General features: G+C 63.7%; 15 protein-coding genes and 1 pseudogene. 13 read left to right on the forward strand and 3 right to left on the reverse strand.

Going from position 1 to position 18,695, the window contains the following annotated elements; genetic code table 11:
- The first annotated feature begins 55 nt into the window (after nt 1-55).
- The 3 genes from KF841_04780 to KF841_04790 all read left to right on the forward strand — a co-directional run bounded on the left by KF841_04780 (nt 56) and on the right by KF841_04790 (nt 3,684).
- The gene (locus KF841_04780; GenBank protein ID MBX3394659.1) at nt 56-946 is read left to right on the forward strand and encodes a radical SAM protein; all 891 of its coding nucleotides are present in this window, start codon (nt 56-58) and stop codon (nt 944-946) included.
- Nucleotides 943-2,478, forward strand: a complete 1,536-nt coding sequence (locus KF841_04785; GenBank protein ID MBX3394660.1) for a tryptophan 7-halogenase — start codon at nt 943-945, stop codon at nt 2,476-2,478. The genes KF841_04780 and KF841_04785 overlap by 4 nt, the downstream gene beginning before the upstream one ends.
- Nucleotides 2,479-2,598: 120 nt before the next feature.
- Nucleotides 2,599-3,684 (forward strand): hypothetical protein, encoded by a 1,086-nt coding sequence (locus KF841_04790; GenBank protein MBX3394661.1) that lies wholly within the window; start codon nt 2,599-2,601, stop codon nt 3,682-3,684.
- A 443-nt stretch (nt 3,685-4,127) separates the two neighbouring features.
- Here the strand turns inward: KF841_04790 and KF841_04795 are convergent, their stop codons facing one another.
- Nucleotides 4,128-4,439, reverse strand: a complete 312-nt coding sequence (locus KF841_04795; GenBank protein ID MBX3394662.1) for a hypothetical protein — start codon at nt 4,437-4,439, stop codon at nt 4,128-4,130.
- 232 nt (nt 4,440-4,671) lie between these two features.
- Between KF841_04795 and KF841_04800 the strand changes: the two genes are divergently transcribed.
- The 9 genes and pseudogenes from KF841_04800 to KF841_04840 all read left to right on the forward strand — a co-directional run bounded on the left by KF841_04800 (nt 4,672) and on the right by KF841_04840 (nt 14,477).
- On the forward strand, nt 4,672-5,667 hold the full coding sequence (locus tag KF841_04800) for a hypothetical protein (protein MBX3394663.1): 996 nt from the start codon (nt 4,672-4,674) through the stop codon (nt 5,665-5,667).
- 286 nt (nt 5,668-5,953) lie between these two features.
- Nucleotides 5,954-6,427 carry a type II toxin-antitoxin system VapC family toxin gene (locus KF841_04805; protein MBX3394664.1) on the forward strand — a complete coding sequence of 158 codons (474 nt, stop codon included), beginning with the start codon at nt 5,954-5,956 and terminating at the stop codon, nt 6,425-6,427.
- 2 nt (nt 6,428-6,429) lie between these two features.
- A complete protein-coding gene (locus tag KF841_04810) occupies nt 6,430-6,660 on the forward strand; it encodes a hypothetical protein (GenBank protein MBX3394665.1) in 231 nt (76 codons plus the stop codon).
- 606 nt (nt 6,661-7,266) lie between these two features.
- Nucleotides 7,267-8,082: a hypothetical protein gene (locus KF841_04815; protein MBX3394666.1), complete on the forward strand. Its 816-nt coding sequence runs from the start codon at nt 7,267-7,269 to the stop codon at nt 8,080-8,082.
- 182 nt (nt 8,083-8,264) lie between these two features.
- Nucleotides 8,265-10,328 (forward strand): annotated as a pseudogene (locus tag KF841_04820) (molybdopterin-dependent oxidoreductase).
- 240 nt (nt 10,329-10,568) lie between these two features.
- Complete coding sequence (locus tag KF841_04825; GenBank protein ID MBX3394667.1) at nt 10,569-11,336, forward strand: hypothetical protein; 768 nt, start codon at nt 10,569-10,571, stop codon at nt 11,334-11,336.
- Nucleotides 11,337-11,390: 54 nt separating this feature from the next.
- Nucleotides 11,391-12,191 carry an RNA methyltransferase gene (locus KF841_04830; GenBank protein ID MBX3394668.1) on the forward strand — a complete coding sequence of 267 codons (801 nt, stop codon included), beginning with the start codon at nt 11,391-11,393 and terminating at the stop codon, nt 12,189-12,191.
- Between the two features lie 59 nt (nt 12,192-12,250).
- Nucleotides 12,251-13,264, forward strand: coding sequence for a signal peptide peptidase SppA (sppA, locus tag KF841_04835; protein MBX3394669.1), 1,014 nt, complete (start codon nt 12,251-12,253; stop codon nt 13,262-13,264).
- 160 nt (nt 13,265-13,424) lie between these two features.
- Nucleotides 13,425-14,477, forward strand: a complete 1,053-nt coding sequence (locus KF841_04840; GenBank protein MBX3394670.1) for a hypothetical protein — start codon at nt 13,425-13,427, stop codon at nt 14,475-14,477.
- Between the two features lie 86 nt (nt 14,478-14,563).
- Here the strand turns inward: KF841_04840 and KF841_04845 are convergent, their stop codons facing one another.
- A complete protein-coding gene (locus KF841_04845; GenBank protein MBX3394671.1) occupies nt 14,564-15,988 on the reverse strand; it encodes an RtcB family protein in 1,425 nt (474 codons plus the stop codon).
- Between the two features lie 39 nt (nt 15,989-16,027).
- Entirely contained in the window at nt 16,028-17,557 is a 1,530-nt protein-coding gene (locus tag KF841_04850) for a CoA-acylating methylmalonate-semialdehyde dehydrogenase (GenBank protein ID MBX3394672.1), read from the reverse strand.
- 200 nt (nt 17,558-17,757) lie between these two features.
- Between KF841_04850 and KF841_04855 the strand changes: the two genes are divergently transcribed.
- A complete protein-coding gene (locus KF841_04855) occupies nt 17,758-18,627 on the forward strand; it encodes an acyltransferase (protein ID MBX3394673.1) in 870 nt (289 codons plus the stop codon).
- Nucleotides 18,628-18,695 lie beyond the last annotated feature (68 nt).

The following is an 18,695-nucleotide window of genomic DNA, read 5'->3' on the forward strand; positions in this document are numbered from 1 at the left end:
GCTGCCGCGAATGGATGATGAGTGGATTCTGTCTCGGCGCGGTCCACGCGCGACGGTGGACCCGCAGCGGGCCTACGCATGTCTGGTCGAGCCCGAGTATCAGCGCGATGGACGGCTTGAAGACGTCGCGACGATCTTCATCACGAACAAGGAGTGTCCGTTCCGCTGCCTGATGTGCGACCTGTGGACGCACACCACGAGGACGCGGTCCCGGCCGGGGATGGTCATCGAGCAGATTCGCCACGCCTTGTCGGAGCTTGCCCCGGCCCCGCATGTCAAGCTCTACAACGCCGGCAACTTCTTCGATGCGCAGGCTGTTCCGCCGACGGACCTCCCGGACATCGCGCGACTCGTGAAGTGCCATCGAACTGTCATTATTGAATGCCATCCGCGGCTGGTCAACGATCGGTGCACGGCGTTTGCCGACCTGATTGACGGCCGGCTGGAGGTCGCGATGGGCCTGGAGACCGTGGACCTGGGCGTACTTCCGTTGCTGAACAAGCGAATGACGCTCGATGATTACCGGAAGGCGGCGGAATTTCTCTTGGCACGCGGCATCGGCGTGCGAGCGTTCATCCTCCTGCGGGCCCCGTTTCAATCCGAGGCCGACGGTCTGCACTGGGCGATGCGCTCACTCGACTGGGCTTTCTCCATCGGCGTCGAGTGCTGCGTGGTGATTCCGACGCGCCCGGGCAATGGGGCATTGGATGCCCTCCAGGGAATGGGTCAGTTCTCGCCGCCCCAGCTGGCTTCGCTGGAAACCGCCGTGGAATACGGGCTGTCGCTCGGACGCGGCCGGGTTTTTGCGGATCTGTGGGACGCTCACCGCTTTATCGTCGAGGCCGAAGATGCAGCGCGGATCGATCGAATCGCCCAGATGAACGCGACACAGTGCCGCCCATCCGGCGCGGGCACCAAGGCGAAGGGCCGAGCGGCGCGAGCATGAGTCACATGCGCGCAGAATTGCTCGTCATCGGCTCCGGTTTCGGCGGCTCGATGATTGCGCAAATGATGCAGCGCCACGGCATGCGCGTCGCCCTGGTCGATCGGTCGCACCACCCGAGGTTCGCAATCGGTGAATCGTCCACGCCGATCGCGAACCTGCTGATCGAACGCATCGCAGTCGAGCAGGGCCTTCCTCAGTTGCAATCGTTTGCCCGTTACGGCGACTGGCGACAAGCACACCCGACCATTCCATGCGGCCCCAAGCGCGGCTTTGCCTATATTCATCATATTCCGAACCGTCCGTTTTTGCGGCGGGCCGACCACGCCAACGAACTATTCGTCGCGTCGAATCCGGACATCGAGCGCTCTGATTGCCAGTGGCTTCGATCGGAGTTCGACGCGTATCTCTTTGGCGAGGCGTGCCGCGCCGGCGTTGCCTGCTTCGAGGATGCCGAGCCTGTTGCGCTGCACCGCGCTGGCAGAAAACGCCGCAACGCAACCTGGCAAGCTTGCTTCGAACGGGCCGGCGCACACCACACGATTGATGCGGATTTCGTCATCGACGCGACCGGCAGCGGCGTCATACCGACGGCACTTGATGTGCCGGACGCGCTCAGGGGGATTCGCACGAACTCACGAACAATCTATGCCCACTTTCGCGACATCGCACGGTGGAACGAACTCCACGCGACTCACGGCGCGGACGAGCATCCGTTTTCGGCGGATGAGGCGACCCTGCACCACGTCTTCGACGGTGGCTGGATGTGGATCATCCGCTTTGACAACGGTGTGACGAGCGCCGGTTTTTCCCTCGATACGACGCGCTTCCCGAGCAACCCGGCCACGCCGCCCGAACAGGAATTCGGAGGGCTGGTCGCGATGTTTCCTTCCATTCAACGGCAGTTCGCCCGGGCACGCCCCATCACGCCGATGATACGAAGCGGCCGCATTCAGCGTTTCCGGTCGCATGCGGCCGGGAACGACTGGGCGATGTTGCCGGCGACCGCGGGGTTCGTCGACCCCTTCTTCTCAACCGGCAATGCACATACGCTCCTGGGCGTCATGCGCCTGGCAGAGATTGTGACGAGGACCACGCCCGGCGACGACCGCGCGGAGCGACTCGTCGCGTATGATCGGATGATCCGCCAGGAAATCCGTGCGATCGACCGGCTGGTGCACGGCTGCTTCCGCTGTTTCGGCGACATGGGCCGGCTGAGCGCCTTCGCGATGCTCTATTTCCTCGCGGCGACAACCTGCGAAGCCCGCCTGCGCCGGGGGGAACCCGTGGACGACGTCGGCTTCCTCCTGGCGGGAGACGCCGCCTTTCAGGACATGGTTGCCGGCTTTCATCATCGGATATGCATCGATCGTGACGCAGCGACGCCGGCCGGGGATTCGTCGCTGCTGTGCGAGATTCGCGACCGCGCGGCAGCCTACAATTCGGCCGGACTCTGCGACCCGAACCGGCGGAACCTGTATCCGTACCTCGCGCCGACGGACGAAACCTCAGCGCGCAGCCGCTCGGAGCGTTGAGACCCGCGATGTTCTGCCTTATCCTGACGCGTCCGACCCGCCGCATCCGGCCCGGACGAAAGCCCTTGGGCATTGCGACGGGCGAGGACACACTGACCCCGGACGAATCAGGAAACCACCATGTCCGACAACGACCTGACTGCCCGCGCCGCCGCCGCCAAATCCCGTCTTGACGCACACACGCGAGAGATCGTCGCCTGGCACTTCGATCCCGCCACCGGCTGCCCCTTCTGGCTCGAACGCGCCAAGACCCTCGGCTTCGACCCGCGGAAAGAAATTCAAACGTACGAAGACCTCGACCGCTTCGGCAACTTCCAGGACGAATGGCTGCGTGGCGGCCCCGTCCGCCGCTGGGTGCCGAAGGGGCTGGCGGGCAAGCCGGTCTACGTCTTCGAGACCGGCGGCTCCACCGGCGTGCCCAAGAGCCGCATCAACATGGACGACTTCCGCATCGACTACGAAATGTTCAGCGAAACGCTGGACGACGCCAGCTTCCCCAAGGGCAGCGACTGGCTCATGCTCGGCCCGTCCGGCCCGCGGCGGTTGCGCCTCGCGGTCGAGCACCTCGCCCAGCATCGCGGCGGCATCTGCTTCTGCGTCGACATGGACCCGCGCTGGGTGGTCAAGCTCATTAAAAGAGGCCGGCCGGGCGACATGCACGAATACAAGGACCACGTCGTCGAGCAGGGGTTGACGATCCTCCGCGCCCACGAAAACGTCCGCTGCCTCTTTACGACGCCCAAGCTGCTCGAGGCCCTCTGCGAGAAAATCTCGCTGGTGAAGGCCGGCATTAGAGGCGTCTTCTGCGGCGGCACGAGCATGACACCCCAGTTCCACAGGTTCGCCCGCGAGGAATTGCTCGAGGGCAAGATCGATTTCGTCCCCACCTACGGCAACACGCTCATGGGCCTGGCCACCCACAAGCCCTTCGACATCGCCGACCACTACGACATCATCTACCACCCGCCGCAGCCGCGGGCCGCCGTGGAGGTGGTCGATTTCGAGACCCAGTCGCGGATCGTCGGCTACGGCGAGTGGGGCCGTGCCCGGCTGACGACACTCACGAAGGAGTTCTTCATGCCCCGCTTCCTCGAGCGGGACGAGTGCAAGCGAACGCCCCCCTGCCCGAAGTACCCCTGGGACGGCTGCGCCAACGTGCGGCCCTATTCGGGGATGCAGCAGGCGGTGGTGGAGGGGGTGTACTGAACAGCGCCGCGCCCTTGAGGTAGCGGTGGGCGTGCCGGGCGACCTTCCGCCGCCGCGCCGGTTCACGGCCGATCAGATGAAAAGCTGGATCGCCGAAGACGATGCCGACCTGGCGCGGAACCTGCTGAAGTTGCGGGTACGGAAGAGTGGCATGGAATGCGCAGGATATGTCAGCCTTTTGACCCTAAAGCGTGTTCGCGGGCAGGTGAGCGGTCAAGGCTGACAACGCTACGGCACTCGTCCAACCTTTGGCACTGCCCCGCACTGCGGACGGTTCGCCACCGCAGGCCCTTTAAGAATAAGGGAAAAACATAAAGACAAGCGAAGTCTCGACTCAAAAAGAAGGAAACTGTACACTTCCGCGCATCGGTGCCGTGGATCGGGCTCGCGGCAATTGACAACGGAGAGATCACATGAAAGCAAGAACTGCCGTCCTTGCCGCGTTATTTGGCGCGTTGTTCTGCGGGTTTCAAGCTCGCGCGGAAGTGGTCTGGGTCGACTGCCACAGGACACGCGACCACACGATTGACATCGCGGAAAAAGTCGAAGGCGAAATCACCACGATCGAACTCAAATACGATGGCGAGCCGCTCCAGGATGTCCAATTCACGCGTGAACCAGAGATGGGCCAGCTCAAGTACATCGCTCCCGAATGGACTGGCGCGATCGTCTACGATGATTGCGATAATGTCACGCACGTGACATTCTGGAATCTTGATCCGTCCATCAGTCCCCTTCACATCGCCATCACCCACGACAAATCGAAGCTCGCGCCTGAGGCGACGGTGAAGAGCAGTCCCGACAACGTGAACATCGCGCTGATGCAGAAGTCAATTCCGCCTGAACCGTGCGGTGGCTGGGGCGGGACCAATCCCAACACCGGACGAGGCAACCCTGGGTATCCAGGCAATCATCCGGACAACCCGTACAAGCCAAACGGCGGTCCCGGCGGCAACGGCACTGGCCCCAACGGAGTCGGCGGACCCGGTGGCGACGGCGTCGGAAACGGCAACGGTGGGCCCGGCGGAAATGGTTCAGGGACGGGAAGTGGCGGAAATGGCGGAAACGGTTCGGGCACCGGAAATGGCGGTGATGGGGGTAATGCCGGCGAATCCGGAAGTGGCGGCACTGGCGGAAGCGGCGGAAACAATGGCGGAAATGGCGGGGCTGGAGGGGATGCCGGATCCAACGGAAAGGGCGGAAGCGGCGGAAGCGGTGGCAGCAACGGCGGTAACGGCGGTGCGGGAGGAAACGGCGCTGGAAATGGTGCCGGCGGCGCCGGCGGTGCTGGTGGAAGCGGTGGCGGCAACGGCGGCAACGGTGGAAACGCCGAAACAAGCGGAAATGGAGGCAAGGGGGGCAACGGAGGAAGCGGCGGGGGCAATGGAGGCGCGGGCGGGAACGGGGGCACGACAGAAGGTAGCGCTGGAAACGGTGGCCATGGCGGTGCTGGAGCCGCACCGAACGGTTCGGGTGGCGCCGGTGGAAACGGCGGGAGCGCCGCGCATGGCAATGGTGGCGCAGGCGGGAATGGCGGTTCGGGTACCGGCACGGGAAACGGAGGCGCTGGCGGTAACGGAGGAGTCGGTGGTGGGACCGGCAGCACGGGTGGGAATGGAGGCAACGGAGGTTCCGCATCGAGTGGCAACGGTGGCGCTGGCGGAAATGGCGGGACTGGGCGCGATGGCGGAAGCGGCGGAGGGGGAGGGAACACCTCGGGCTCAGGAACCGGTGGTGCCGGCGGGACTGGCGGGAACGCCAGCGGAACGATTGGGAATGGTGGGGCTGGTGGAATCGGAGGCAATTCCGGCAGCGGTTCGGGTGGCGCCGGTGGTAATGGCGGCAACAGTGGATCGCACAGCGGCACTCCGGGTCAAGGCGGCGCGGGCGGCACCGGAAATCCTGGCGGTGCGAACGGCAATCCCGGCAATCGGCCGTAGGCCGGCCGCGCCGAAGAAGCGCCGCTCGAAGGCGGGCCGGTGATCCACGCGGGGCGAGAGCGGCAGATCCATCGCGTGTGTCGTGGCGCGTGCCAGCGAACGCCGCCGTGCCCGAAGGTCCCGTGGGACGGGTGTGCGAATGTGCGGCCCTGTTCGGGGATGCAGCAGGCGGTGGTGGAGGGGGTGTACTGATCCGGCGTCGTCCACCAACAATCGACAGACGAGGATGCGCTCATCTGTCGCCTGATGGTGTACTGATCCGGCGTCGTCCACCAACAATCGACTGCTGACCCTTAATTCCAGCCTGGCATTCGATTAGAATTCAGCGCGTGAAGCCATCCGTTTATCTTGAAACAACAATCGCCAGCTACTTGTCGGCCCGTCCCAGCCGCGATCTGGTCGTCGCGGCCAATCAGGCGCTCACTCGCGAATGGTGGACGGACCGAAGCCATCGGTTCGACCTGTTTGTGTCGCAGATCGTGCTGGATGAGGCAGCCGGGGGCGATGTTCAGGCAGCCGGGAGACGTTTGGAGTTGCTGGAGGGCCCCGGACGCCTTGATGTCACCGAGCCGTGCCTGACTCTCGGCCGCGCCATCCTGCGCGGGGCGAAGATGCCGGCCCGCGCGGCGACCGACGCGCTCCATGTCGCCATCGCGGCCGTTCACCAGATGACTTACCTGCTGACGTGGAATTGCACGCACATCGCCAACGCATCCATGCGGCAGGGCATAGAATCCGTGTGCGTGGCCCGCGGCTTTCGACCGCCGGTCATCTGCACGCCGTTGGAGCTGATGGAGGTCTGACCATGTGGCGGGACCCGATTGTCGAGGAAGTGCGGCGGATGCGCGACGACTACGCGCGGCGGTTCAATTACGACCTGGAGGCCATCGTCCGCGACGTCCAGTCGCGGCAGAAGAAGGCGGGCACGCCCGTGGTGGACCGGTCCAGGCCCGCCGCCAAGGCGCGGAAGCCGGCCAAGGCCCGGCGCGCCCGACCGGCCGCGCCGAAGAAGCGCCGCTCGAAGGCGGGCCGGTGATCCACGCGGGGCGAGAGCGGCAGATCCATCGCGTGTGTCGTGGCGCGTGCCAGCGAACGCCGCCGTGCCCGAAGGTCCCGTGGGACGGGTGTGCGAATGTGCGGCCCTGTTCGGGGATGCAGCAGGCGGTGGTGGAGGGGGTGTACTGAACAAAAACAACGTGTCCCACTAATATGGGGAATACCAGGTTACCCGATAGCGATCCGTATCAAGAATGTCATCAAGTGCGGATATAGTTCACCTACATCCAGCGTTGGGATCGATTGCCCAAGCCTTCGCATCCGTCTCTCGGAACCTCCCTCCCGTCCTTCCGGCCGGGTATTGCATCCATCAAATCCGGAATTTGATGGATCGATTTGTCGAGCGGGTGCCTTTTTTGCGCGATCCGATTCATCCCGGCGTCAAAACGGTCTTTCGCGGCGCGGATTGCATGTCTTGATTCGCAAAATCAGTTGATCATTTCGCGAAATCGGTTCATCCGTAGCGAAAGTCGGGCCCTGCGGCGGCCGATCACTGGGGCGGGATGTGCGAGAAGGGATTCTCGCACGAGCGTCGAAGCGTTTGGTTTCGGCGTTTCGACTTTTCGGCGTTTCGGCGTTTTCAGCGATGAGCACCTTTCCGACCGGCAAACGTTCCGACTTTCTGCTCTGGGCCCAGGCCCATGCCCCCGTGTGGGAGGCCCATGCCGGTGACATCGGCCTGACGCCCGCCCGGGCCGCGGCCTTCGGCATCGCCGTCGTCAAGCTGGCCGATGCGGAACGGGCGCTGGAGGAGGCGCGGCAGGCCTATCTTGCCGCCGCCGCCAAGGCGCAGGGCGCCTGTCGCGCCGCAACCCGCGAGGCCTCCGAGGCGGTGCAACTGATCCGCGCCCATGGCGGCGCGGCGAAAAATCCGCTGCACGTCTACAACCTCGCCCAGATCGCCCCGCCGCGGAAGCGCTCGCCCGCCCCGCCGCCGGCCCAGCCCGCGCGCCTCGCGGCCACGCTCGACGCCAGTGCCGGCAGCCTGACACTCACGTGGAAATGCTCGAACCCGGCGGGGACCAGCGGCACGAACTACGCCGTCCGCCGCCGCCTGCCCGGTGAAACCGGATTCACGATTCTCGGCATCGCCGGGAAAAAGACGTTTGTCGATGACACCCTGCCCGCCGGCGTCGAATGCGTCGAGTACACCGTCCAGGGCCAGCGGGCCGATCGCCGGGGGGCGGCCAGCCCCATTCTCACCGTGCAGATCGGACGGACGCCGGCGACGACGCCGGCCGACGCGCTGCGCCACGCGGCGGCCCGCGCGGCGAATGCCGCCCGCCAACCCGACCCGCCCCGCGCCGGACCGGACGGACGCCCCGTTGTCGCCCCCCGCCCGCCAGCCTTCGCGCCGGCCGCCAGGACCTCCCCGCGACCGATGTCGGCCCATATTCCGTAGGACCGCCGTTCGGGTACACTGATCCGCGGTTCGGTCGATGCCGGATCGAGACGGCGGACTGGCCGGCGTCGCGGCACGGCCCGGGCCCGCCCCGCCCCCGCGGACGTTCCGCCCGGCCGGGCATCGCCCGACATGAACGCTGGACCCCGGCGCCCCCGCGCCCCACAAGGCCTCAAGCCGCCATGCCCTACAAACCGCCACGCAGCCTGATCGAAAAGCTGGCCGTCCGGATCGGCCTGCTGCCCGACCTGGATGGACCCGACGCGACATCCACCGTGACCGCCACCGGAAAGCTGTCTCGCTATCCATCGCAGGCCGACTGGAACGACGTGGTCGAATTCGACCCGGGGCACTGGCCGCGCCGCGCTGTCGCCAGGCACTATCAGCTCGTGCCGACCACCTGCTTCAACTGCGAGTCGGCGTGCGGACTGCTGGCGTACGTCGATAAGAACACCCGCGAGATCCGCAAGTTCGAGGGCAACCCCGTCCACCCCGGCAGCCGGGGAAAAAACTGTGCCAAGGGTCCGGCAACGATCAATCAGGTCACGGACCCCGATCGCATTCTCACGCCGATGAAGCGGGTCGGTCCGCGCGGCGGCGGTCAGTGGCGGGAGGTCGGATGGGACGAGGCGCTCGCCGACATCGGCGGACGCATTCGACGCGCGATCCGGGAAGACCGCCGCGACGAGGTCGTCTACCACGTCGGCCGGCCGGGCGCCGAAGGCTTCATCGACCGCGTGCTGCGCGCCTGGGGCGTCGATGGACACAACAGCCATACGAACATCTGCTCGTCCGGCGCGCGGCTCGGCTATGCGCTCTGGTCCGGCTATGACCGGCCATCACCCGATTATGCCCACGCCCGGTTCATCCTGGCGCTCAACGCCCACCTGGAGTCCGGCCACTATTTCAACCCGCACGCCCAGCGCATCAGCGAGGGACTGAAGCGCGGCGCGACGATGGCGGTCGTCGATCCCCGGTTGTCGAACACGGCGTCGATGGCCACGTACTGGCTGCCGACGCGGCCGGGGAGCGAGGCGGCGCTGCTGCTCGCCATGGCCCGCGTGATACTCGAGGAGGGACTGTACGACCGCGGATTCATCGAGCGCTGGACCAACTGGCGCGAATCGATGCAGGCGATGTCGAACCGCCCCGGCTCCCGCGACTCGGCCGACGCACCGGCGGCGCCGCACGCAATCGACGACTTCATCCGCGCGCTTCGAAAACGCTATGCGTCCTTCACGCCCGAATATGCCGAGGCGGAATGCGGCGTGCCGCGTGACAGGATCGTGACCGTCGCACGACAGATCGGCGAGGCCGGATCGCGATTCTGTTCGCACACGTGGCGCGGCGCGGCCAGCGCGCACGAGGGCGGCTGGCAGGTCTCGCGCTGCCTGTTTCTCCTGCATGTGCTGACCGGGAGCGTCGGCACGGAAGGCGGCTGCCTTCCGTCGGCCTGGAACAAGTACAAGGCCAATCTGATCAACGTCCCGCCGCCGCAGAATCACTGGAACGAACTGCACTGGCCCCGGGAGTTTCCGCTTGCGCACTACGAGATGAGCTTCTTGCTGCCGCACTTTCTCAAGAGCGGACGGGGACGGATCGACACCTACTTCACGCGCGTCTTCAATCCGGTCTGGACCTATCCCGACGGCTTTGTCTGGATCGAAGCCCTCCGGGATGAATCAAGGATCGGCTGCCATGTCGCCCTGACGCCGACATGGAATGAAACGGCGCTGTACGCCGATTATGTGCTGCCGATGGGACACGGACCCGAGCGTCACGATCTGAACACATACGAAACGCACAGTGCCACATGGATTGCATTCCGTCAGCCGGTGCTGCGGGCGGTCGCGCAATCCGAGGGCCGGGTCATCCGCGACACGCGAGAAACGAATCCCGGCAAGGTCTGGGAAGAGGACGAATTCTGGATCGCCCTGACCTGGGCGATCGATCCGGACGGATCGCTGGGCATTCGCAGGTACTTCGAGAGTCTCAAGCGTCCGGGCGAGATTCTCGGCGTCGATGAATACTACGAACACATCTTCGACCGCGTTCCGGGACTGACGGAGAAAGCCCGGGAGCAGGGACTCTCGCCGCTCGATTACATGCGAAAGGTCGGCGCGTATGAGGTGAAGAAGAAGTCGTACAGACGGCACGAGCGCGTCCTGAGCGATGACGAACTGTCCGGCGCAACGATCGATCCCGCGTCGGGCGTCGTCAGCAGGAATGGCCACGCGATCGGCGTCTGCCTCGACGTGGCACATCGAGACCGGCAGAATCGTGCCGCGGCAGGAGCGACCTCCGCCATCTCCGCCCTGGAAAATCCGAAATCGCCGGTGGCCTTCCGGGCGAGCAGGTTCGAACTGTCCCGGTCGGTTACGGCGGAAGAGGCCGGCGATGTGCCGGCGGTTGACGACGCCTTCACGGCGACAGTCGTCGAGGGATTCGCGACACCCTCGCGGCTGCTGGAGTTTTTCAGCCCGACGATGGCTGAATGGGGCTGGGCGGACCAGTCGTTCCCCGGCTACATCCCGAGTCATGTGTATGTTGAAGAAACGCCCCAGGCCGCGAACGCGCCGCCACGGGAGGCGTTTGTTCTGCTTAACACCTTCCGCCTGCCGACGCTGATTCACACACGCAGCGGCGCCGCCAAATGGCTGAACGAGATCTCGCAGCGCAACCCGGTCTGGATACACACCTCCGATGCCGCGCAGTTCGGCCTGTCCACCGGCGACCTGGTCCGCGTCGTCACGGACATCGGCCATTTCGTCGATCGCTGCTGGGTGACCGAAGCGATTCGACCGGGGGTGATCGCCTGTTCGCACCATCTCGGGCGATGGCGTCGACGGGTGGACCCGCCGAACAGCCGGTGGAGTGCCAATACTGTGGCAGTCGAGGAGGCGGGCGAAGGGGTTTGGCGGATGCGGACCCTTGAAGGCCCCGTTCCATTTGAAAGCAAGGACCCCGACAGCAAACGGCTGTGGTGGCGCGAAGGCGGCGTGCCGCAGAATCTGACCTTCCCCGTCCATCCCGACCCGATCAGCGGCATGCACTGTTGGCATCAGCGCGTGCGGATTGAGCGGGCCGGGCCGGGCGATCAATGCGGCGATGTCGTTGTCGACACCAAAAAGTCGATGCAGATATTCGAGGCATGGATGAATAAGACGCGATGGCCGGTCGGACCGGGAAATCTGCGACGTCCGCTCTGGTTCAATCGACCGCTGCGGCCGACGGATGAGGCCTACCGGATTTGAACGGATTGTCAGTATTCACCCGCGCCGAGATCGCGCACGGCGACAATCGATGCAATGACCGACGCCATCACCAGCACGAGAAACCCGCGCATCAAGGAAGTGACCGATCTGCGCGATGCGCGGACCCGGCGCGAGACCGGCCTGATTCTCATCGACGGCCTCCGCGAAATTCAGCGCGCCATCGACTCCGGCGTCGTGATCGAAGAAGCCTTCGTCCACCAGCCGAAACTCCAGACCCCCGCCGGACAGGCCGTTTTGCACCGACTCCGCGAGATCGGAGCAAGGCTCGTCACGATCTCCGATCGTGTACTGGAAAAAATCGCCTATGGCGAGCGCGGAGACGGCCTGGTGGTCGTCGCCCGGAGGCCGTCGCATAGTCTTGAGCAAATCGACCTGGGGAATTCCGCGCTGGTCGCGGTCATCGAGGGATTGGAGAAACCCGGCAACATCGGCGCGATCGTGCGGAGCGCAGACGGTGCGGGGGTCCGCGCGGTAATCGTCACCGAGGCGGCTGCTGATCCGTACGGTCCAAACGCCATTCGGGCCAGCACCGGAACGATTTTCAGCACGAGGCTCGTCGAAGCCACATTCGATTCGACCCGCGACTGGTGTGCGGAACAAGGGCTTCAGATCGTGGCCGCGACACCCCATGCCTCACGCAGTTACCATGAACTGGACTATGGACACCCCACAGCGGTCGTACTCGGCTCCGAGGCGAGGGGACTGACGCAGCGATGGGGCGATCGTGCGATCGGGGCTCGTGTGCCGATGTGCGGTCGGGCAGACAGTCTCAACGTGTCAGTGACGGCCGCGCTCTTTTTCTATGAAGCGCTCAGACAACGGGGCACGATGTGAATTGCCTCGATTGGCACGCTTCGCGACGGAGTTCAACTCAGAGAACGGAGGAGAATTTCATGTTTCGCTTTGTGAGAACTCGCCTGGTGGCAAGCGGGATCGCCGGCTTCGTGGTCATCGTTTTCGCCGGATGCATGCCCACCGGCAGCTTCAAAATCACCTCGATGCCGAACGACCAATCGCTGAAAGAGCGGATTGTCCACAAGGATCCCGGCTGGGTCAGTGATCGAATTGCCATCATCGACATCAGCGGCCTGTTGATGAACGCTCACCAACCGGGCTTGTTCTCCGAAGGCGAACACATGGTGTCGGCCACGGTCGAGAAGCTGGACAAGGCGGCAAACGACTCCCGCGTGAAGGCTGTCGTGCTTCGAATCAACTCCCCAGGCGGCACAGTCACTGCTAGCGACATCCTTTACAGCGAAATTCAGGCGTTCAAGCAGAAGACCGGCAAGCCCGTTGTGGCGTTCTTCCAGGATGTCGCGGCGAGCGGAGCGTACTATCTGGCCTGCGCGTCTGACGAGATCATCGCCCAGCGTTCGACGATCACCGGCTCGATCGGCGTTATCATGCAGATGATGGACCTGTCCGACGGTCTCGGGAGACTGGGAATCACGGCGGATGCGATCACCTCCGGTCCACACAAGGATTCGGGCACTCCCCTGCGAAAAATGCGCAAAGAGGAGCGGGAACTCTTCCAGACGATGGTGGATGGACTCTACGCGCAATTCGTGGATGTGGTAGTCGCCGGACGACCGAACATGGACCGCGAACAAGTGCTAAAAGCCGCTGACGGCAGGGTTTATCTCGCAAAACAGGCGTTGGAAGTGGGGCTGGTGGACGGCATTGGTACCCTGCACGACGCGCTTGAAGCGGCAAAACGCCGGGCCGGGATCAAATCCGCTCATGCTATCATATATCACAGGCCGCTGGGTTGGGCACCCAACATATACGCACAGGCACCAGAAGGCGGCCCGTCAGCAGGGGGCACCACAATTAACCTGCTTAGCATTCAAAATTCCTTAGACTGGACAATTCGCCCCAGATTCTTGTATATTTGGAGTAGTCAGTAACGGACAACTCGGCGTGTGCTCTGGGCGGAAATCCGGCGAATTGTCCGGTGTCTTCAGCGATCAGTCTGATCGGCTGAACCGTAGTAATTTGGGCGACCCGAGGAGTGGGTTCTTCCGCTTGATTTCCAGGCGGCTTCTGGTTGCTCAAGGAGCGGTACAAGTGCCGCTGAATCTGAAATGCAGTTCTTGCGGGCGAATGCTCGTTCTGGAAGAGGCCTTCCAGGGCGCACGCTGCCGTTGCAAATACTGCCGTCAGATCGTCGATGTGCCGCGAGCCTCCGCGGTCCCCCCGGCACGAAGCGGCGCTCGCCCAGATTCGCCGGCGTCCCTTGCCGACACACTCACTGCAATCGAGTCGCACTCCTCCGGCCACTATGTCGAAGCACTTCCGACTCGGCGGCCCGGCGTCGCGGCTCAGCCCGCCGGATCCAGGCAGCCTCTGCTCGGCGGGCGCATCACCGCATACCGCATCATTGCGTCTTTCTCGTTGGTCGCCGCCGCGATTCTGGGATTCGTCGTCTGGACGGTTTCTAGCGATGGAAACGGACGGCCGCCCCGTGCGACGCTTCTGACTTATGACACCTCCGTCGATAACGACGGTTCGGATCGGCCGGCGCCCCGGGCGGCAGACAATCCGAGACTGGCGATTCGCAACTCCGACCCGCTGCACAGCTACTTCGGCATTCCGGTCGAGGGCGGAACTATCGGCTATGTCGTGGATTGGGACGCGACGATGTCGCCCTATGCCGACAGGCTGGCACTGGTCACCAATGGCGTCAATCAGTCGCTCGGATCGGAAAGCACTCGATTCGGAATCGTCCAGGCGGTCGAAAATCCCGATGGCCTTCGTCTGTACGAGGTGTTCGAACCCTCGACTGATCTGGCCGGCGCTTCGGCGATTCTGCACGGCCGAATTCCGTCCGGCATGACGGATCTCCCACGAGCCTTTTCTGTGACGGAAAGCTGGTATGCGAACGAGATTTTCCTCGTCCTTTCAAAGCAACTTTCGACGCAGGAAATCGAATTCCTCTCCCAGTTGGCCGAGCAGTCCGGCGCCGTCACGCATGTCATCGCATTGGGCGACGCGGCCGCTGATACCGAGCTGGCCCGCATCTCAGACGCAACCGGCGGACAATTCGTCCCCGTCGCGGACGACGTGCTGGATGAACTCGTCAGCCTTCATGAGGCTGTCGCCGAAGCGTCCCAGAAGTGACTTCCATTCCTGAGAAAGCGGCTGATTCTGCGCCAGCCCGGCGACGCATGCTATTGCGCTCGCTCGAGGGCCGCCATGCGGCGGCGTCAATCCTCGGCGAATCCGTCGTCCGCCATTTTCACGATGCGCGGTTCGAATCGGGCGACGACCCGTACCAGATCTCGCTGTGCGGCCATCACATCCTCGATCGGCTTGTAAGCACCGGGCACTTCGTCCAGCCCCGCTGACATGAGCCTGACACGCCGCTCGCCAAGCAGCTTCCGGACGGGGTCCCAACTGAAAGTCTCTTTGGCCTTCTTTCGCGAAAACTGCCGCCCCGCACCGTGGGCAGCGGAGTCGAGACTGCTGTGACGCCCCATGCCCTCCACCAGGAATCCGGGCGCCGCCATCGAACCGGGAATCACGCCCAGCACCCCTGCGCCGGCGGGCGTCGCTCCCTTGCGATGTACGATCACTTCCCGGCCGCCGTGCACTTCCTTCCACGCAAAATTATGGTGATTCTCCACCTGCAAAATAGGTGACATATTCATGTCACGAAGAATCGTCTCGTGGATGCAGTGATGATTGGCTGATGCGAATCGCCCCATGAGTTCCATCGCGGCCCAATATTCCAGACCCTCGGGCCTGTCGAGAAGCAGCCAGGCAAGGTGCCGATATTCCTTCGGCAGCCGGGGGTGGAGCGATTGAGCGAGCCGCGAATAGAAATCGCAGGTTCGCGCACCCGGCCCGCGCGAGCCTGAATGAGTAAGAATCGCCACATATCGGCCGGCCGGGACGCCCTTGTAGTCCTCGGCAAACTCAAGCTCGCCGACATCGACGAAATGATTGCCGCCGCCGCTGGTGCCGAGCTGCTCGCATGCCGTCGGCTTCATTTTTTTCGTGATGTCCGTGATGTTCCAGTCTTCATCGAGAACCGGCGCTTCGCGACGATCACGCCCGGTGAACTTCGCGCCTGCGCCGAATCGCGTATTGCGTTCGATGACACGGACGAATTCGCTTTCGAGCTTCTTGATCGGGTCAGGCTCCGTCGTCGAAGCATTGATCGGCAACACGGAGAGCATCATGCGACAGGCGATATCCACGCCGACGGCATAGGGGATGACCGCACCCTCGGTGGCGAGCACACCGCCGATCGGCAGGCCGTAGCCGACATGGGCGTCCGGCATGAGCGCCCCGGCCACCGCAACAGGAAGTCGCATCGCATTGACCATCTGGTCGATGGCGCCGGCGTCGATCCGCTCCTCACCCCAGATATCGAACATCGATCGGGCCTGGCCGGCCTCACGAAAGATGTATCGTTCGAGGCGGGTGTCCTGCAGTATCATGTCCGCGGCAACCCCGAAGTAAGTGTCGTTCGACAGCGCCGAAGGATCTTCCCGAAGCAATCTCAATCGCTCGAGAATTTCATCCGAGGCGACCCCACCGGCCAGCGCGCGCTCCGCGGCCCGGACGATCTCCCCGATCGCCGGACCCTCCGAGAATCCGAGATTGATGAGCTCACGCGGCTTCATGAATCCGACGCCGCCGAAGCGACGCTCCCCGCGGTCTGGTCAGCCGCGCGTGGTGACAAACTCCCCGGCGCCTCCGGCGCTTGCGCCGCCGTCGCCATACCAGCGCGACATGATCATCTTCTGCTGCGAGTAGAACATGATCCCTTCGCGACCCTGCATATGCAGATCGCCAAAAAAGCTGGCATCATGTCCGGTGAAGGGAAACATGGCCATCGGGGCGGGAACGCCGACATTGATACCGATCATTCCCGCGCCAGCCCGATGCTTGAATTCGCGGGCGGCATGACCGCTTCGCGTGTAGAGAACCGCGCCGTTGCCGTACGGGCTCCTGTTCGTCAGTTCGATCGCCTCATTCAGCGAGGCCACCCTTGTGACACCCAGCACAGGGCCAAACAGTTCGGTCTTTGAGACGTGCATCTCGGGCGTGAGATGATCCAATATGGTGGGGCCAAGGTAGAACCCGCTCGGCGCCTCCGCCACCTTCAGCCCGCGTCCGTCCCGCGCCAGCTTCGCGCCCTCCTTTGCGCCCTGGTCGATATGCGAAATAAGGCTATTCAGATGCTCGCGCGTAATCACCGGCCCCATGTCCGCCCCGCTGTCGCGATCGGTGGGACCGACCTTCATCCTGTCCGCGCTCGCCGCCAGCGCCGACACCAGGGCATCCCCCACTTTTCCGACGGCCACGGCATGACTTCCCGCCATGCAGCGTTGCCCCGAACATCCAAACGCGCTGGATTGAAGGGCTCCCACTGTCCGATCGAGATCGGCGTCGGGCATGACGATAATGTGATTCTTCGCGCCGCCGTTGGCCTGGACGCGCTTTCCGTGTTTCGTGCCGACTTCCCACACATGACGAGCAATCGGCGTCGAACCGACAAAGCTCACGGCCTTGATGAGCGGATGCGTCAGCAGCGCATCGACACAGGCTTTGTCGCCATGGACGATGTTGAACACGCCCGATGGCAAACCAGCCTCGCATAGCAATTCGCCGAGCTTCATCGCCGAGAGCGGAACTTTCTCGCTGGGCTTGAGCACAAACGTGTTGCCGCAGGTCAGCGCGACCGGCACCATCCACAGTGGCACCATGAAGGGGAAATTGAAGGGCGTGATGCCCGCGACCACGCCGAGCGGATGCCAATAGGTCTCGCAGTCCACATCCTGCGCGAGATTGTGGACCGTGTCGCCCATGCTCAGCGTTGGGATGCCGCAGGCGAATTCCACCATCTCGATGCCACGCCGGATGCTGGCGACCGACTCCGCATGAGTCTTGCCATGTTCGAGCGAGACAATCCGAGCAATCTGCTCGGCGTTCTTCTCCAGGAGCGCAACCAGCCGAAACATAACCCGCGCCCGCTCCACCACCGGCGTTTCCCGCCATGCCGGAAACGCATCCTGTGCCGCGCGGACCACCCGGTCGACCTCATCCGGCTCGCAAAACGGCGTTTGAGCGATCTGCTCGCCCGTGGACGGATTGAACACCGGCCCGAACCGCGTGGAGGCCGAAGGCGTTGGTCGATTGTTCAAAAACAGCGGGACCGTTTCGATGCTGGAACCGGCAGTCGTATGCATGGGTTTTCTCCGTTAATCACTCTCGTGAATCATAACCCGCCCGGTGGAATTAGGCGAAACCTGACACGCCGTGCGCAAGAGCAGGCAGTGCTCGATTCGGCTCCAACGCCATCGACGGCGTCACCTCGTCGCGACGACACTGGCCACATACCGATTCCTGCTCAATAATGCGTGCAATCCAGCTTTCGAAGGAGCCAATCATGCCACGCATCGTCCGAGGCGCCCTCATCCAGGCCACGCTGTCCGAACCCGGGACCACACCCATCGAGAAAATCAAGAAAAGCATGATCGAAAAGCATGTCGCCCTCATCGAGCAGACTGCCGCCAAAGGCGCGCAAGTGGTCTGCATGCAGGAGCTTTTCTACGGCCCATATTTCTGCTGCGATCAGGATACGAAGTGGTACAGCCTCGTGGAAAAAATTCCCGATGGCCCGACCGTCAAGCTGATGTCCGAACTGGCGCGCAAGCACAAGATGGTCCTGGTCGTGCCCATGTACGAAGAGGACATGCCCGGTGTCTATTACAACGCCGCCGCCGTCATCAACGCGGACGGCTCATACCTCGGCAAATATCGCAAGATGCACATCCCCCATGTCGCCCCCGGCTTCTGGGAAAAGTTCTTCTTCCGGCCGGGCAATCTCGGATATCCCGTGTTTGACACGGCTGTCGGCAAGGTTGGGGTCTACATCTGCTACGACCGCCACTTTCCCGATGGGGCCCGCTGCCTGGGTCTAAATGGCGCCGAGATCGTCTTCAACCCGTCAGCCACGGTCGCGGGACTCAGCGAATATCTGTGGAAACTGGAGCAGCCGGCCCACGCCGTCGCCAATCAGTACTTCGTCGGAGCGATCAACCGGCCCGGCATCGAGGAACCGTGGCGCATCGGCGAGTTCTACGGCCAAAGCTATTTCTGCGACCCCCGAGGCCAGATTATCGCTGAAGGCAAGCGCGATTCCGATGACATCGTCGTGGCAGACCTGAATCTGGACATGATCCGCGACGTGCGAAATACATGGCAGTTTTTCCGCGATCGCCGGCCGGAGTCCTACGGCGAGATCGTCCGCCTGTAATTTGACGCCCACGCCGGCCGCGTCACCGGGTTCGCGGCATCCGCTTCCCGCGGAGTGTCCGCGATCCT

The sequence above is a fragment of the Phycisphaerae bacterium genome (genome assembly GCA_019636475.1).
Lineage (GTDB): Bacteria > Planctomycetota > Phycisphaerae > UBA1845 > UTPLA1 > JADJRI01.

Excerpts from the sequence above, each read along its gene's own strand:
- KF841_04785 (MBX3394660.1), top strand. The coding sequence starts at position 943 with ATGAGTCACATGCGCGCAGAATTGCTCGTCATCGGCTCCGGTTTCGGC.
- KF841_04790 (MBX3394661.1), top strand. The coding sequence starts at position 2,599 with ATGTCCGACAACGACCTGACTGCCCGCGCCGCCGCCGCCAAATCCCGT.
- KF841_04810 (MBX3394665.1), top strand. The coding sequence starts at position 6,430 with ATGTGGCGGGACCCGATTGTCGAGGAAGTGCGGCGGATGCGCGACGAC.
- KF841_04815 (MBX3394666.1), top strand. The coding sequence starts at position 7,267 with ATGAGCACCTTTCCGACCGGCAAACGTTCCGACTTTCTGCTCTGGGCC.
- KF841_04825 (MBX3394667.1), top strand. The coding sequence starts at position 10,569 with ATGGCTGAATGGGGCTGGGCGGACCAGTCGTTCCCCGGCTACATCCCG.
- KF841_04830 (MBX3394668.1), top strand. The coding sequence starts at position 11,391 with ATGACCGACGCCATCACCAGCACGAGAAACCCGCGCATCAAGGAAGTG.
- sppA (MBX3394669.1), top strand. The coding sequence starts at position 12,251 with ATGTTTCGCTTTGTGAGAACTCGCCTGGTGGCAAGCGGGATCGCCGGC.
- KF841_04845 (MBX3394671.1), bottom strand. The coding sequence starts at position 15,988 with ATGAAGCCGCGTGAGCTCATCAATCTCGGATTCTCGGAGGGTCCGGCG.
- KF841_04850 (MBX3394672.1), bottom strand. The coding sequence starts at position 17,557 with ATGCATACGACTGCCGGTTCCAGCATCGAAACGGTCCCGCTGTTTTTG.
- KF841_04855 (MBX3394673.1), top strand. The coding sequence starts at position 17,758 with ATGCCACGCATCGTCCGAGGCGCCCTCATCCAGGCCACGCTGTCCGAA.